Below are 14,877 nucleotides of genomic sequence, written 5' to 3'. Positions count from 1 at the left end.
GCGGCTAACCTGAGAGGCGTCGATAACCAGCAGTTTAGTCCGCGAGTCGGCTTGCTTTACCAACCCTGGGACTGGCTGTCGCTTTACGGTAATTTCGTCGAGTCGCTGGGTTCCGCCAACACGGCAACAGGCGTCGGCGGCACTGTGCTCGGACCGGAAACCGCCGAGCAGTACGAGGCCGGTTTCAAGACCGAGTTTTTCGACAAACGCTTGATCTCCAGCGTGGCTTTCTATCAACTGACCAAGAAAAATATGACGGTTCCAATTGCCGGTACAGCGTTTTCAGAGGCGATTGGCGAAGCGCGCAGTCAGGGCGTGGAAATCGATGTTACAGGGAAAGTCACGGATGCCGTGAGCCTGATCGCAACCTATGCCTATACCGATGCCTCTACCCTGAAGGGTCGCAATGAAGGTAAACGGCTGTGGAACGTACCCAGAAATGCGGGTAGCTTTTGGGCCAAGTATGACTTCCAACAGGCGGCTGTGCGGGGCTTGAGTATGGGCGCCGGCGTTTATTTTCAGAGTCAGAGAGAGGGCGACGCCGCCAACACGTTTGAATTGCCGGGTTATGGCAGGCTGGACGCGTTGGTCAAATACAAGCTACCGATAGCGAAAGCAAAAACCACGCTGCAATTTAATGTGGAGAACTTATTGGATCATCAATATTACGTGTCCACCAGTAACAGCAACACTTTCATAAACCCCGGTTCGCCGCGCACGTTCATGGGCTCGGTTAAGGTGGAGTTTTAATTGGATCTGCGGTCGGGCATGCTTTTTATGTCCGACACTCCCGATTTCTCAGAAGGTGAGGGATTTAAGATTTAACCACCGCCAAGCGGGACGGGATGCAACTCCGCCCCTAACGTTTTTACGATGCATGAGCAAAGCAGTTGTATTTAAAAACGTTTCGGATGGGGCAACATGTAATGCTAACCCCATACACATTTCCTCATGTATGTCACGGTCATGCTGATTGTAAAAAGCATAACACTACGCACATGCCGAATGTCATCTAGTACTCAGTCAGCATTGATCTGTCGAGTAAAAATCGTTCAACTCAGCGTAAATCCGCTCATCCTTCGCAAGCTCAGGACGAACGGATTTACTTTTACCTGACAAAACAAGAATGACTGAGTACTGGGGCTTAATCACGACTGATTTCGATCTTGCAAGGTAAAAATAACCGGCACGATGACCGTGCTGGCTATAGGCGTTTCACCGCGTCTGGCCGGGGTGAAACGCCATTGTCTGATGGCTTTAATCGCCGATTCGTCAAGTATCTCATACCCGCTGCCGCGCTCGATTTCTACTGCGGCGCTTAGCCCTTCTTCGGAGACTTGGACCTTTAGCGTCACTGTGCCTTGCCAGCCCATGCTTCTTGCCAGTGAGGGATAGTCGGGCTTGGGATTTTCCGCATAGTCGGCGTTCATATCGGCTTCGATAAAGGGCTCGATTTTAGTCGGCGGCGCTATGTCAGCCGTTGTTGCCGTGACCGTGGTTTGTGCGACGGGTTGCGCGTCAAAAACTTGTTGCTTCGGTGCAAATTCGGCCGGTTCCTGCACGACGGGCGTTTTCTTAAGCGTCGGCTTGGGTTGCTTTTTTTTCGGGAGCGGCTTTGTTTTAGCGGAAGCCGGTGGGGGGGGCGGCGGAGCGACCTTGGGTTTAGGGGCCGAAACAGGAATGATCGTAATTTCCATCATGTTGGGCTGGGCCGGGGCTGTCTGTTCGGCAGAGAGCCATATCAATCCAAGGCCATGCAGCAACACGACAAAGATTGAGCTTAAGACCAGCATCTTGAGCGTTCGTTGCTTGGTAAGCCGTTTGCCAAACAGCCCGTTCGACCGCCGGCTAACGCTTTCCGTTAAATTGCCGTCCGATGACGCTGATATGTTATCGAACCAACCTCCCTCAATCGACGGTAAATTATGTTGCCGCTTTTCCGCGTTATTGGTGGCGGGACGACCCGACTCATGAAAGCAGGACGGTTGAATCAAGCCCTGTTGATTGGCAAATTGGAATTTTATCTGTTGAAAAAGTCGCATAAGGATGCTGTTTTTTAAGAAAAAATACTGCGCTGTGGTAACAATCCGGTTTATCGGGAATGCAGAATAATCAGCCAAGGGCCTAACTGCGTGGAGCGGATAGGAAACGCTTTCTGCAACGCAGCCAACACCGCCGCATCGTCAAGCGGAAACACGCCGCTGACGCGCAACTGCTTAATATCGCCGCCCTTCAGCACAATCTTCGCCTTGGCATAACGATTCAGCTCGGCAACGACCTCGGCCAGCGGCTGATCCCGGAAAATAAGCTTGCCGCGTTGCCAAGCGTTGATCTGGTTAAGATTGACCGGTTCGGCCCGGTTTAACTCGCCGTGTCCGGCATAACGCAGACGCTCGCCTTCCTCGACCCGTACCGGTTCCGCGTCAGGTCTATCGTGCAGGCTCACGCCGACGGCATGCTCGCTGACCGTCACATCGACCGCGCCGGACGCTTGTTCGAATACTTCAAACACCGTCCCCAACGCGCGAACCGTCGTATTTCCGGCCACGACCTCGAACGGACGGCTTATATCCTTGGCAACCGTAAATTCAGCTTGGCCTTTCAACAACACAACCCGCCTTTTGTCGGCGCTCCAATCCAGGGAAATGGCGGTATCGGTGTTTAAAAAAACCGAACTGCCGTCAGCCAGCACAACCTCTTTTTGTTCGCCGGCAACCGTCGAATAATCGCCAAACATCCAATCGGTCAGTGGAGTCCATGCCATCCAAACGCCCAATAGTAAAGACGCCGCCGTTGCCAATCCCCGGTTCCATGCGATCCGCCGGACAGGCCTGATTTTGCGTACCGTATCCGGCCGTTGCGGAGGCAGGTTGACGCTCTGGGTTTCTTTCAGTACTTTGGCGGCTGTGCCCCACAAAGCCTCCGCGTCCGCAAATGCCGCCAAGTGAGCGCTGTCCTGTTGCAGCCAATGCTCGAATTCGCTCCGCGTTTCGGCGCTCACCGATCCTGACCGCAGCAGCACCAGCCAATCGATAGCCTGATCGGCCGGCGTCTCGCCTGAATTTTGGGACTCGATAGTCATCAATAAGGGTTCTTTAGAGGGAAGGAATAATAAAGATAAATCAAGGCAACGCGGAAATAAACCATTTCCGCGCTCAACGTTCATCGCGGCGAGCCCGGCAATGCTTCAGCGTCCTGGCGATACGCTTGCCGACCATCCGTTCCGACACGCCCAAACACTCGCCGATCTGCGCATAGGTCAAGCCCTCGACCGCACTCAGATACAGCGCGGCGCGGCAGTCCTCCGGCAATTCCTCCAGCGCCGCCTGCACCTGCTCCAGATCCTGCCAAACCATCGCCCTGTGTTCGGAACCGGGATCATTGCAGGGAACAAGCTCCAGGAAATCGACATCGTCACTCTGGCTGGGCGCATAGTTGGCGCGGACGCGTTCCTTGCGGACATGATCCACGACCAGATTGCCGGCAATAGAAAACGCCAGCGCCCGGCGGTTTTGGGTCGGTGCGCGCTGTTCGCAGGCATGGACGCGCAAATAAGTCTCCTGGGCCAAGTCGGCCGCCGTGGCGGGACAACTCAAGCGGCGCAGAAAAAAGCGGATCAAATCTTCCCGGGTTTCCAAAAAGAAATGGCCGAATGTTTCAATCGTAGAAATCATATCAATGTTTTGAGGCAGGAACGGGTGTTAGACGACGTAAATCCGATAACATTTTTGTCTAACAAAGCAATTCTGATGCCAGAAAAAATATGATAAAAAACAAAGTAATAAAAACACTAACATCTAAAGTAGGGCATATAACCTATTTAAATGTGCGATATGCCGCACTCTATTGATTGCCGGCCGATGTCGAGTCTGTCGGCAGGCAAGGCGGTTACCAACTTAAGGCGGGATAGTGTGAATAATCGATGACATGCGGAGTGCAAGCTCCGCTTGCGAACAGGCGAAGCCTGTATTCCTGATTTGCCCTATCTTAAGTTGTAGCCGATAGGCATAAAAAAATGACGGCCGGGTTCCTGATTTTTTAACTGATACGTCTTCTGTTTAAGTAACGCCGATTGCGGCATCGTCACTCATTACTCAGGAGCCTTCGTGAAAAAAACAACCCTACCCTATGCCTTAACGGCACTGGCTTTAACCCTCGTAAGCCATTCGGTCGCCGCGGAAAACCTGCAAGAGGCCGTTCACGCTTATGCAATACCGGCCGGAACCTTAAACGAGGCCCTGACCGAATTTGCCGATCAGTCCAATATCAAACTGGTGTTCAACGCCGATTTAACCCGAGGCCTCCAGTCGCCGTCGCTGCACGAAAAGCTGTCGGTCGGTCAGGGCTTGAGTAATCTATTGAAAAACTCCGGCTTGGGTTACCGCATTGTCGATAACAATACGGCTATCATCGAGCCTAAGCCTGTGCCGGAGAAACTCAACAAGGCCGATCCGGCCACGTTGAAACCGGTGACCGTAACCGGAAAAGCGGGGGATGATCCAAGGTCTTACAGGGCCACCCACTCCAGCGCTTCGACCAAAACCGATACGCCGATTATGGAAACGCCGCAATCCATTCAGGTGATCAAGCGGTCGTTGATCGACGATCAGCAAAACATCACGGTCAGTGAAAGCCTGCGCAATGTCAGCGGTGTGGTTCCCAATAATCCCGTATTTACGCCCGCCAGCGAATATACCCTCATCCGCGGGTTTGCAGCCGAGCAGGTGGTTGACGGTTTTACCCAATATCGCAATGCGGGCGACCGGGAAAGTATGGTTAATATCGAACGAATCGAAGTCTTGAAAGGCACTAACGGCATCCTTTACAGCGGCGGTTCCGGTTCGCCTGTCGGCGGCTTGGTCAGTATCGTTTCCAAGCTGCCCCAAGCCGTCGCCTCCCGTGAGTTGGGTTTTAAAATCGGCACCAACAGTTATTACCAACCTTATGTCGATATTAACCAGCCGCTGACTGAAAACATTTTGGCCCGCTTTACCGGCGAATACACCAATGCGGGCAGTTATCTGGACACCGTGAATACGCAACGCTATAACCTCAACCCGACATTAACGTTTACTAACAACGATACGACAACTTTCACAGTGCAAGGCAAGGTGTCGAGATGGGATCAGCCGGAATACCAAGGCTTGCCTGCCACCGGCACGGTAGCGGGTAATTTTTCAACTCCCCGGAATGCCTTTTTAGGTTCTGCCGATATACCTGACAGCAATAGCAAATCTAATGGCGTTTGGGGCGCGTTGGATCACAAGTTTAATAATATCTGGTCATTAAATCTCAAGGCTCGTTATGCGCAATCGGAATTTAACGAGAAAGTTCAGACGCTATACGGCGCAGACGGATTTATTGCCGATAGGCCTTCTTTTCTTCCTTCAACTTGGTTTTACGCGAATGCCGATCTGTCTCAAAAGCAAGAGGAGCTGAGTTTTTTAGGCAATGCGACGGCAAAGTTTAATGTCGGCCCCACTAAAAACACCTTGTTAATCGGCGCGGATCATAGCGATTTAGATGACAGAGGCTTTATGGATGTCGGTTCTGTGTTAGGCGCCGTTAATCTAGCTGCACCCTCGTTTCCCGTGCCTTATCGCCAGGCAGGCGCAGGCGTTGATAACATGTTTGTAAAAAACACCACTTACGGCGGTTATACCCAGATACAAAGCACACTCTATGACCGGCTCCATTTACTGGCCAGTGTCAGAGTAGGTCATGTCGGCATTGATTATCATACTTCGCAGGGCGTCATTTCCAATGGCGAAAAGACCAAAGCCCTGCCTCGCGTTGGCGGCGTTTTCGACCTAAGCGATGAATATTCTTTATTTATCAACTATAGCGAAGGGATGCGCGGACAACCCTTTCTCAATTTTGTCGGCGCGCCTCAACCGGCGGAATCGACAACGCTCGAAGGCGGGCTTAAATTTAATGTCGCGCATCAACTCACCGGACAGATAGCGGGCTATCAAATCGAACGCAGCAATGTCGCGGTAACCGACAACACCGATGTGTTACGCCGGTCAAAAGCCGCAGGGCAACAGCGTTCGCGCGGCATTGAAACCGATCTGACCTGGCAGGCAACCGACGCGCTGAGTATTCTTGCCAACTACGCACATACCAATGCCGAATTCACAGACAATTTGGCGGGCGTCCCTGAAGGCAACCAGCTGGCCATGGTGCCTGAAAACTCCGGTCGGCTTTGGGCAAACTACCGTTTTCAACAACCCGTGATCAAGGGCTTGAGCATTGGCGGCGGCGTCTATGCGCAAGGGCAAGCGTACCTGTCAAACAATAATCTGTACAAAAGTGACGGCTACCATAGTTTTGATGCAAGCATTGCTTATGAATACCAGCGTTTCAAATTGGCGGCGACGGTAAAAAACCTGACTGATGAGAAATATTTTCAGCCTTACGGATATTTTGGCGGTCGCATCATACCTTCAGAGGGTACATCCGCCTATGTCACTGCATCGGTTAAATTTTAAGGAGCCTGATATGAAACGGCGTCAATTTACTAAACTGGCCTTATTGGGCGGCGGCCTTGCGCCCTTGCTCCCGGCCTGCCAATCGCTTGCCAAACTGCAAGCATCGCCAACAGCACCCGCTCATTTAAGTAAGGCTGAGGCGGAGGCAATGTCCCGCCAAGCCCACGAAGCGTTTATGGGGCTTAACGGGGACGATTTTAAGATGATGGGCGAGGAACATATTGCGATGCTCTTATACCCCGGCTTTGCCGCATTGGATCTGGTAGGCCCTCAATACCTGTTTGCCTCGATGATGGGGGCAAAGATTTATTTGATTTCTCCGGCCGATGACCTGAAGCCGGTAACCAGTGGCGAGGGCTTGGTGATTGTGCCGACCCACACCCCAAGCGAATGCCCCGAAACCCTGGATATTTTCTTTGTTCCCGGTGGGGCCAATGGCACGCTTGAGGCGATGAAGAACGCTAAATTGATCGACTTCATAGCCCGCAGGGCGGCTTCTTCCACCTACGTGACCAGCGTTTGCACCGGCAGTTTGCTGCTGGGCAAGGCCGGTTTATTGAAAGGTAAAAAAGCCACGTCTCATTGGACTATGCTGGAGCTGTTGCCGGAATTCGGCGCCATACCGGTAAAACAGCGGGTGGTCTGGGACGGTAAATTGATTACGGGCGGCGGCGTAACCGCGGGCATTGATTTCGGATTGCAAATTGTTGCCGCCCTGCGCGGAAAAACCTATGCCGAGGCGATCCAGCTTCAGGCGGAGTACGATCCCGTCCCGCCTTATGATTCGGGTTCGCCTGAAAAAGCCGAACCCTTTGTTAGAGACAACATTAAAGGTATATTTTCACCGCTGGCCGAAAAGTTCAGGCTGGCAATTTAATGATTCCGCCACGAGGTTTATCGCGCTGTTTAGCGGAAGCCCCACATTTTGTCTAAACGTGACTGATTGCATGCCCGGCATTACTCTCATGCCCCATCCGGTTCGGAGAGATTAATTTCAATTTAAAGGTGTGGATTTTTATATCTTCAAACGTCTATTAAATAACACTCTTTTTGTTCGTTGTTGCAGCAACGTTCATCAGCTTGATTTAATGTCCGGGGAGAACATGAAGCGATTTTCGACTGATTTAGCGCACGGTGAGGCATTAAACGGCCCGGATGCCGGGCAGCAACGCCTGACGCGATTAAAAAAACGCCGGAAACTTTGGCTAAGCGTGCATTTATGGTTGGGCTTGCTGTTGGGGTTTTTCCTGGCGGTGTTAGGCATCACCGGCAGTATTCTGGTGTTTTACGAAGAAATCGATAATGTCTTGAACGCCGATTTAAGAACCGTGCAAGCACCGGCGCAAGGCGAATCGTCTTATCGTTCCCTGGCCGAAATCCATGCCGCCGCTGTCGCCGCCATGCCGCCACAGGCAAAATTGGGCTTTGTCGATTATCCTGCCGATACTACGGCTTCGTATAAGTTCGGTTTTATTATCCCAAGCGCCGTTGCCGATGGGAAAGAGGAATGGCAGGTGCATGTCGATCCTTATACCGCGCAAGTGCTGGGCAAGCATTTGATCAAGAAGGCTGAGGATATTTTTCCCCGTGCATTGATTCCGTTTGTTTTCCGACTGCATTTTGCGTTGCTGTCTGGAGAAACCGGCGGCATTATCATCGGCATCATCGGCGTCATCTTGTTGTTTTCGGTGTTGACGGGCCTGATTGTGTGGTGGCCGTTAACGGGACGCTGGCAGCGCGTCCTGAGCATTAAACGCCGCGCCAGTGTCGAGCGCTTTAATCATGATTTGCATCAGACCTCTGGGTTTTACACATTCCCGATTTTATTTGCGGTGCTGCTTTCAGGCGTTTACATGAATTTGCCCAGCCAGTTTATGACGCTGGTCAAGCAGCTGTCGCCCGGCACCCAGGGGTTTATGGACAGCCCGCATTCATTGCCGATAGTAGGTAAAAAGCCGATTGATTTGGCGCAGGCCTTAAGTATTGTTCAAAGCCGTTATCCTGAAGGCCGAGTCGATTGGCTGAGTCCTCCGGGCGGCGAAACCGGCGTTTATCGAATCAAGATGATCGACGTGCCGGAACTCAGCCGGTTTTGGTCGGAGCGGCAAGTCGTTGTCGATCAATACAACGGTGCGATTTTGGAAGTACGAGACCCCAGCACCCGCGCTACCTTCGGGCAAACCTTTGTCGACTGGCAATGGCCGTTACACAGCGGCAGGGCTTTCGGTTGGACCGGGCGGATTTTGGTGTTTTTATCCGGTCTGGCTTGTCCCGTGTTGTTTATTACCGGCCTGATCCGCTGGCTGCAAAAACGTCGGGCTAAATTGAGTCGCCATATCGATTGAGCTGGGTATGCCGCCAGGATAGTATTGATGCGGGTTGGCTTTCTACTATCCCGGTGTTGCAAAATACCGTGGGAACATCCTGATCCAAAACTGTGTGATATGCCGCAGTGACTAGGATATATCACGCACTGAGTCAGGTTTAGTCAATGCGGTGGATGGTCTTAAGCCATGTCTGCTGCGGCTTCAAGGATGCTGGCATAAAGCTTGCTTCTAGGTTTGATTGCAAAAAGCCTAACTGTCTTCTTTCCACTATGAGCCACGTTGCCGCCATCACCCAACTTATTAAGGCCTACGATCAGGAATTGCGCCGCGTAATGTACAGGCGTTGCGGCTGCATTGAAACGGCTGCCGATATCGTTCAGGAAACTTATCAACGCATGATGACGGGCAACCTTTGGCAGCAAGCGGAAAATCCCCGCGCCCTGATGCACCGTATCGCGGCCAATTTGGCGACCGACCATGAGCGCCGCTACAAAGTCCGTGATCACTATGTCGATAACGTCGATTTTCTCAGTGAGGCGCTACAGTCCAGCAACGGCATTGATCCCGAGCAAATTATTGCGGGACACCAGCGTCTGGATACGCTGGCCGAAGCTGTAAACCAGCTGCCGCCCAAATGCCGGATAGTATTTGTGTTGCGAAAGATTGAGGATCTGAGCCATGCCGAAATCGCCGAACGTCTGGGTATATCCCGCAACATGGTAGAAAAGCATTTACGCAACGCCATGCAGAAGTTGCAGCAACTTGACGATCTGTAACCGGACAAGCTCCTGTTTTTATAGAACCATACGTCTTATAATAGCAGCCGCTTAAATCCTGGATCAGCTCAGATGAAATCAACAACAAGCGCTACCGATGACGCCGCGATCAAAGCGGCCGCCAATACCTGGTGGGTCAGGCTGGATAGCGATCAAGTCAGCGCAGGGGAACGTGACGAATTTGCACGCTGGCTGGCTGCCGATCCGAAACACCGGCAGGCTTTTGATGCAATTTGTGCGTTATGGAACGAGCTGGATGCAGTTAAACAACGGGTTGCCAAACCCGAGATCATTGCGCCTAAAACACCGCTATTCCATAGGCTATGGGCTGCGCCGGTTTTGGCAATGTGTTGTCTGGCGCTGTGGCTGTTCAGTCCGTTACCGATGTTGTTGCGCGCCGACTTCCATACCGGGTACGGCGAAATGCGCGACATCCGTTTGAGAGACGGTTCCATCGTACACCTCAACAGCAATAGCGCGTTGACGGTAAATATCGACGGCAACCGGCGACAACTGACTCTGCTACAGGGCGAAGCCTGGTTTGAAGTCAGTCCCGATCCGACCCGGCCTTTTCAGGTGCATGCCGAACACGGTACCGTTACCGCACTGGGTACTGCCTTTAATATCCGCTTGCAGCGCAGCCAAACCGAAGTCAGCGTTACCGAACACAGTGTTGCAGTCGATGTTGAGCAAGCTGACGGTCAGTCGCTGCATGCGCTGGTCAGCGAAGGCCAGCAGCTTGTTTACGACCAGCAAGCAAGGCTGGGCGGCGTTAAAACTGCCGATAGCCGGACGGTGACCGCTTGGCGGCGCGGCAAGCTGGTGTTTCAGGATCAGCCGCTGGGCGAGGTGATTGCCGAGCTTAACCGTTATTATCACGGCTATCTGCTGGTTACGGATGACAGCATTGCCCAGCGGCGCGTTAACGGCGTGTTCCGCACCGATCAGCCGCTGGTTGTGCTCAGCGCACTGGAAAGCTCCCTGCAATTGCATTCTACCAGAATCAACGATTATTTGATTTTGCTGCATCGCTAGTCATTAGGAACGGACACGAAGAACACCCAACTACACGGCTGGGTGTGGATTACATATTTAAACAATCGAGCTCAATTTGATCAGTAATGCCGTAATCAGTGCTGTTTGCAACAGGCCGACACTGACAATCCAGCGTATGAGTTCGCTTTTGGTTTCGGCCAGTTTGACCTCGCTTTTTAATTCAGACTCTCTAAGCCGATTATCAAGCGATTGGTTGGTGACTAGATTATTAAGATCATAATCATGCCGTGCCTGCTCAAGCGTCGAAGCTACCGCTGCCTTTTGCAACTTGGTAAAAATCTCGGCCTGCTCTTCGCTAAACCCGACGCTTTTCAGTTCCTTGATAAACTCGTGCGTATCGAATGTAATGGTTGACATGGGTAATCCTCTGCTTTTCCGCTAGTTTAGCAGGCATTGGCTCTTGAATAACAGTCTTACGACATTGCAAAAAAACTTGCTTCCCTCACCTCCTGTTTTGCCCAGTCCATGCGTCACATTAACGGTTATTCACAAAACAACAGTATCGAGGGATATTCATGACATTGAAAAAATCAACAGCATTCGGTAAGCGCCGTCGCCTTGCCAACCCTATATCTGCGGCATTGCTTGGTGCGGTGTGTGCGCTTTGCATATCCGGCATCGCGCTGGCCGATAACCAGCAATACAACATTCCCGCAGGATCGTTGGCGACTGCGCTGAACAAGCTGGCGGAAACCGGCGGCCTGCAACTGGTCTATGACACGGCGATTGCCGAAGGCTTGCAAAGCAAAGGCCTGAGCGGAAAATACAGCCCGGAAGCCGCACTGCAACAGTTGCTGGGAAATAGCGGTTTGAGTTACCGGATGGTCGGCAGCCGCACCGTGACGCTGGAAAAGATGCCTACGGTGCCGCCGGATAAGGTGGCGACTTTGGACAAGGTGACGGTGACGGGCAAGTCCTCGTCGTACAGGGCTTTAAGTCAAACAACGATAGCGGGTTCTCAGTTGCTTCAACGGCAGGCGCAAGTGCAAGACACAGCCCGGTTGCTGGAAGATATTCCCGGCGTGACTGTCCAGGCGAACGGCGGTGTTTCTTCACTGCCCATCATTCGTGGCCTGAGTGACGAGCGCGTAAAAGTGGAAATTGACGGCATGACGATTACTTCGGCCTGCGCCAACCACATGAATCCCCCTTTGTCCTATATTGACCGCACGAATGTCGGCAAAATTGAGGTATTGCAAGGCGTCACCCCGGTTAGCATGGGTGGCGACAGCATAGGCGGCACCATTGTTGTTCAATCGCCCGATCCCGTGTTTGCCGAGGCCGGTAAAGGCCTGCTGTTAGACGGCAAACTGTCCGGCTTTTACCGCAGCAACGGCGACGCGTTTGGCGGCAGTATAGCTGCGGGCGTCGCCAATGAGCATGTGCGGCTGGATTACACCGGCGCACACAGCCAAAGCATGAATTACAGCGACGGTAATGATGACATCATCAAATCGACTGCGTATGAAAACCAAAATCACGCCGCTAAATTAGCTTTCAAATTCGACAATCATTTGTTGGAAATTAAAGGCGGTCAACAACACATCCCTTTTCAAGGTTTTCCCACCGCACGTATGGATATGCTAAAGAACGACAGCATCTTCGGTAACGTCCATTACAAGGGCGATTACGATTGGGGTAAGCTGGATGGCAAACTCTACCTGGAAAATACCACCCATTTTATGGATATTGGCCATGATAAATTGTTCCCGCTATACCACACAGCAGACAGACCCTATACCGCCAGTCATGCAATAATGCCTATGGATGTCAGGGGGCGTAATTTAGGATATAAGGTTCAAGCTGAAATCCCGTTCGGTCAACGCGACACCTTCAGAGTCGGCAACGAATTACACTTGAATTCACTGGACGAATGGTGGTCCCCCGTATCTCCCTATGCCGGGGCGCCCAGAACGGCAATAGGCGGCATGTGGCCGAATTCATTCGTAAACCTGAATAATGCCTCTCGAGACAGACTGGGTACTTTCGCTGAATGGGAAGCCAACTGGTCGCCGGAATGGAAGTCCATGTTAGGCATTCGTTATGACCATACAATGTCCGATACCGGAAATGTCCAGCCCTATCAAGATCCTGTGCTTTCTCCCACCGGCCGGACTGTCAAGGAAGCGGCGGCGTTCAATGCCAAAGACCATGAACGGGATTTTGATACTTTCGATGTCAGCGCATCAATGCAATTTACCCCTGACAAATCCAGCCAATATGAATTTGGCTATGCGCGTAAAAACCGGGCTCCGGGAATATACGAACTCTATCCCTGGAGTACCAATTTTATGGCTATGAGCATGATCGGCGCATTCGGCGACGGTAACGGCTACGTGGGAAACATAAATCTGGAACCGGAAACCGCACATAACATCAGCTTCACAGCGGCATTTCACGATGCCGACAATGACAATTGGGAAATCAAGGCGACACCTTATTTCAGCTATGTTGAAAATTTCATTGATGCAGACAGATGCGGGCCGGACAATCCAATCTGCAACAGTGCGTTAGGTTTTGGCTATTACGGGCAGCCAGGCGATGCTGCTACACCAGGACAACACCGAGACAATGGGTTTTATTTCTTGAGCCACGGCAATCATGATGCAAGACTGTGGGGCGCGGATTTAAGCGCCAGAACTCATTTATTTAAAGATCAGACGCTAGGCGAATTCGCTACCCACACAGTGTTAGGTTATGTCCGCGGCGAGCGCATGGATGGCGGCAATCTTTATCACATGATGCCGTTCAACGCCAAGTTGAGTCTGGATCATAAAAAAGGAGGCTGGAGCAGCGCTGTTGAAATGCAGTTTGTCGATCGTAAAAGCGATGTTCAGCAAATCCGCAATGAGTTGACTACGCCGTCCTACATATTGTTAAACGCTAAAACCGGCTACACCTATAAAAACCTGAGCATCGATGTCGGTTTGGATAACGTATTGGATAAGCAGTACTATCATCCGCTGGCCGGTGTTAATGCAGGCGACTACTATGCAATGAGTATTACCGCTGCTGACTGGCCTTATAGAAACAACCGCAACCTCCCCGGCATGGGGCGTTCGGTTTCTGTCGGCTTTACTCTAACGTATTAAAGATACCTTCAATTCCAAAGAACCGTAGACACCGTCTTGAAAATCAATCTTATATGGCGTGATTAGAGCCGTAGGTCGGATTCGCCGTTAGACAATTCGCCTAAACGGAACCTTGAACTTGATCCCCGCCCGGACCTTTCGAGCGGGGATTTCTTATGTCCTTTGCCTGATTGCCATTACCGAGTTCGCGGTGAATACACAGCCCCTTCTAAATAATGAGAAGTTGTCGGCCAGTCGCCTGTTGATTAGTTATGATTTTTTTTATCTTTCAGGTGAGGATTTCTTGTGGCTGAAACGTCTTACAGTAGAAGCTCGTAATTTGTTGTTTTTCGCCTGAAAGCGGCTTGTTTGGTTAAACGCCGCAAATTCCGGGCTTCTTTGTCTTCCTCATTTTGTATCAACTACGATACCTATCCAGGGACGGTTTTTTTAACGCGATCATATGATTGAAGACTGACTTACAAAGATAACTTTGTTTATCCGTGGAAGATAATCCCGGCGAGGATTTATGGCGCTTTATTATCCAAAGACTGATGCAGAGATAACTAACGAAATGAGGAAAGCGATATGAAAACGTTAAAACTGGTACAAGAATCCAAGGGGGTAAAGTCCCCCGCAAAGACACCTAAAAATCGAACTATCAAGGCGGATGATGACTTAATCGATTTGTTTCCTCTGCCCCGCTATTTTCAGGTGCATTTCCAGCATGTTCATGAAAATACTCAAGACCTGCAAGTTGAACTGGTTCAGCTGAAAGACTATGTGGCCAAAGTCGATCAAAAACTGGAGCGTTTGATGGCGATGCTGAGCCGTTCGCCCGAGCATGTGCTTTGATAAGCAGACAACATTCCCTATGTATTTATTCAGAAACGACAAAGACGGCCTGGCCGCTCGGGCGTTAACGTCTTTGGGCGGCGTTGCGGTGCCGACCATGCAAAAAACTCACCCACTGTTTAAAACCTTGACCGGTCAGGAAAAACCGCAGTCGATGGGCGGATTGCTGTTGACTTTAGTGCTGTCGCTGCATCTGTGGGCGGGGCTCTGGATGCTGCGCCCGGCCGAACCCGTTACCCAGGCCAAACCGATGATCATGGAAGTGTCGCTGGTTGCTGCGCCGAGCCAGAAGCCTGCGCCC

The 14,877-nt window shown here is 51.5% G+C and carries 12 protein-coding genes and 1 pseudogene; 9 read left to right on the top strand and 4 right to left on the bottom strand.

Annotated features, from left to right (window positions below; genetic code table 11):
* Window positions 1-750: TonB-dependent siderophore receptor (locus B0F88_RS18860; RefSeq protein ID WP_146083372.1), on the top strand; the 750-nt coding region annotated here is incomplete at its 5' end.
* 398 nt (window positions 751-1,148) lie between these two features.
* Here B0F88_RS18860 and B0F88_RS18855 read toward each other — a convergent pair.
* The 3 genes from B0F88_RS18855 to B0F88_RS18845 all read right to left on the bottom strand — a co-directional run bounded on the left by B0F88_RS18855 (window position 1,149) and on the right by B0F88_RS18845 (window position 3,674).
* Window positions 1,149-2,042 (bottom strand): energy transducer TonB, encoded by an 894-nt coding sequence (locus tag B0F88_RS18855; protein ID WP_146083371.1) that lies wholly within the window; start codon window positions 2,040-2,042, stop codon window positions 1,149-1,151.
* 50 nt (window positions 2,043-2,092) lie between these two features.
* Window positions 2,093-3,082 (bottom strand): FecR family protein, encoded by a 990-nt coding sequence (locus tag B0F88_RS18850; RefSeq protein ID WP_104425489.1) that lies wholly within the window; start codon window positions 3,080-3,082, stop codon window positions 2,093-2,095.
* A 73-nt stretch (window positions 3,083-3,155) separates the two neighbouring features.
* Complete coding sequence (locus tag B0F88_RS18845) at window positions 3,156-3,674, bottom strand: RNA polymerase sigma factor (protein WP_104425486.1); 519 nt, start codon at window positions 3,672-3,674, stop codon at window positions 3,156-3,158.
* A gap of 432 nt (window positions 3,675-4,106) precedes the next feature.
* On the opposite strand from B0F88_RS18845, the gene B0F88_RS18840 reads away from it, so the two are divergent.
* The 5 genes from B0F88_RS18840 (at window position 4,107) to B0F88_RS18820 (ending at window position 10,629) form a co-directional block, all read left to right on the top strand.
* On the top strand, window positions 4,107-6,491 hold the full coding sequence (locus B0F88_RS18840) for a TonB-dependent siderophore receptor (protein WP_258076740.1): 2,385 nt from the start codon (window positions 4,107-4,109) through the stop codon (window positions 6,489-6,491).
* A 10-nt stretch (window positions 6,492-6,501) separates the two neighbouring features.
* Entirely contained in the window at window positions 6,502-7,368 is an 867-nt protein-coding gene (locus tag B0F88_RS18835) for a DJ-1/PfpI family protein (RefSeq protein WP_219820929.1), read from the top strand.
* A 226-nt stretch (window positions 7,369-7,594) separates the two neighbouring features.
* Complete coding sequence (locus B0F88_RS18830; RefSeq protein WP_104425484.1) at window positions 7,595-8,836, top strand: PepSY-associated TM helix domain-containing protein; 1,242 nt, start codon at window positions 7,595-7,597, stop codon at window positions 8,834-8,836.
* Between the two features lie 251 nt (window positions 8,837-9,087).
* On the top strand, window positions 9,088-9,594 hold the full coding sequence (locus B0F88_RS18825) for an RNA polymerase sigma factor (protein WP_104425483.1): 507 nt from the start codon (window positions 9,088-9,090) through the stop codon (window positions 9,592-9,594).
* A gap of 72 nt (window positions 9,595-9,666) precedes the next feature.
* Complete coding sequence (locus B0F88_RS18820) at window positions 9,667-10,629, top strand: FecR family protein (RefSeq protein ID WP_104425482.1); 963 nt, start codon at window positions 9,667-9,669, stop codon at window positions 10,627-10,629.
* 57 nt (window positions 10,630-10,686) lie between these two features.
* On the opposite strand, the gene B0F88_RS18815 is transcribed toward B0F88_RS18820, so the two are convergent.
* Window positions 10,687-11,007 (bottom strand): coiled-coil domain-containing protein, encoded by a 321-nt coding sequence (locus B0F88_RS18815; RefSeq protein ID WP_104425481.1) that lies wholly within the window; start codon window positions 11,005-11,007, stop codon window positions 10,687-10,689.
* Between the two features lie 158 nt (window positions 11,008-11,165).
* On the opposite strand from B0F88_RS18815, the gene B0F88_RS18810 reads away from it, so the two are divergent.
* From B0F88_RS18810 to B0F88_RS18800, 3 genes and pseudogenes are all read left to right on the top strand, one after another.
* On the top strand, window positions 11,166-13,742 hold the full coding sequence (locus B0F88_RS18810) for a TonB-dependent receptor domain-containing protein (protein ID WP_104425480.1): 2,577 nt from the start codon (window positions 11,166-11,168) through the stop codon (window positions 13,740-13,742).
* Window positions 13,743-14,309: 567 nt separating this feature from the next.
* Complete coding sequence (locus B0F88_RS18805) at window positions 14,310-14,576, top strand: hypothetical protein (RefSeq protein ID WP_104425479.1); 267 nt, start codon at window positions 14,310-14,312, stop codon at window positions 14,574-14,576.
* Window positions 14,577-14,595: 19 nt separating this feature from the next.
* A pseudogene (locus B0F88_RS18800) lies at window positions 14,596-14,877 on the top strand (energy transducer TonB); the annotation flags it as partial.

The sequence above is a fragment of the Methylobacter tundripaludum genome (assembly GCF_002934365.1).
GTDB classification, from domain to species: Bacteria; Pseudomonadota; Gammaproteobacteria; order Methylococcales; family Methylomonadaceae; genus Methylobacter_A; species Methylobacter_A tundripaludum_A.
Note: the sequence above shows the minus strand (reverse complement) of the source record. Positions and strands in the feature narration are given on the sequence as shown.

What these genes read in the sequence shown, in the direction of transcription:
- B0F88_RS18855 (WP_146083371.1), bottom strand. Translation starts at nt 2,042, where the DNA reads ATGCGACTTTTTCAACAGATAAAATTCCAATTTGCCAATCAACAGGGC.
- B0F88_RS18850 (WP_104425489.1), bottom strand. Translation starts at nt 3,082, where the DNA reads ATGACTATCGAGTCCCAAAATTCAGGCGAGACGCCGGCCGATCAGGCT.
- B0F88_RS18845 (WP_104425486.1), bottom strand. Translation starts at nt 3,674, where the DNA reads ATGATTTCTACGATTGAAACATTCGGCCATTTCTTTTTGGAAACCCGG.
- B0F88_RS18835 (WP_219820929.1), top strand. Translation starts at nt 6,502, where the DNA reads ATGAAACGGCGTCAATTTACTAAACTGGCCTTATTGGGCGGCGGCCTT.
- B0F88_RS18830 (WP_104425484.1), top strand. Translation starts at nt 7,595, where the DNA reads ATGAAGCGATTTTCGACTGATTTAGCGCACGGTGAGGCATTAAACGGC.
- B0F88_RS18825 (WP_104425483.1), top strand. Translation starts at nt 9,088, where the DNA reads ATGAGCCACGTTGCCGCCATCACCCAACTTATTAAGGCCTACGATCAG.
- B0F88_RS18820 (WP_104425482.1), top strand. Translation starts at nt 9,667, where the DNA reads ATGAAATCAACAACAAGCGCTACCGATGACGCCGCGATCAAAGCGGCC.
- B0F88_RS18815 (WP_104425481.1), bottom strand. Translation starts at nt 11,007, where the DNA reads ATGTCAACCATTACATTCGATACGCACGAGTTTATCAAGGAACTGAAA.
- B0F88_RS18810 (WP_104425480.1), top strand. Translation starts at nt 11,166, where the DNA reads ATGACATTGAAAAAATCAACAGCATTCGGTAAGCGCCGTCGCCTTGCC.
- B0F88_RS18805 (WP_104425479.1), top strand. Translation starts at nt 14,310, where the DNA reads ATGAAAACGTTAAAACTGGTACAAGAATCCAAGGGGGTAAAGTCCCCC.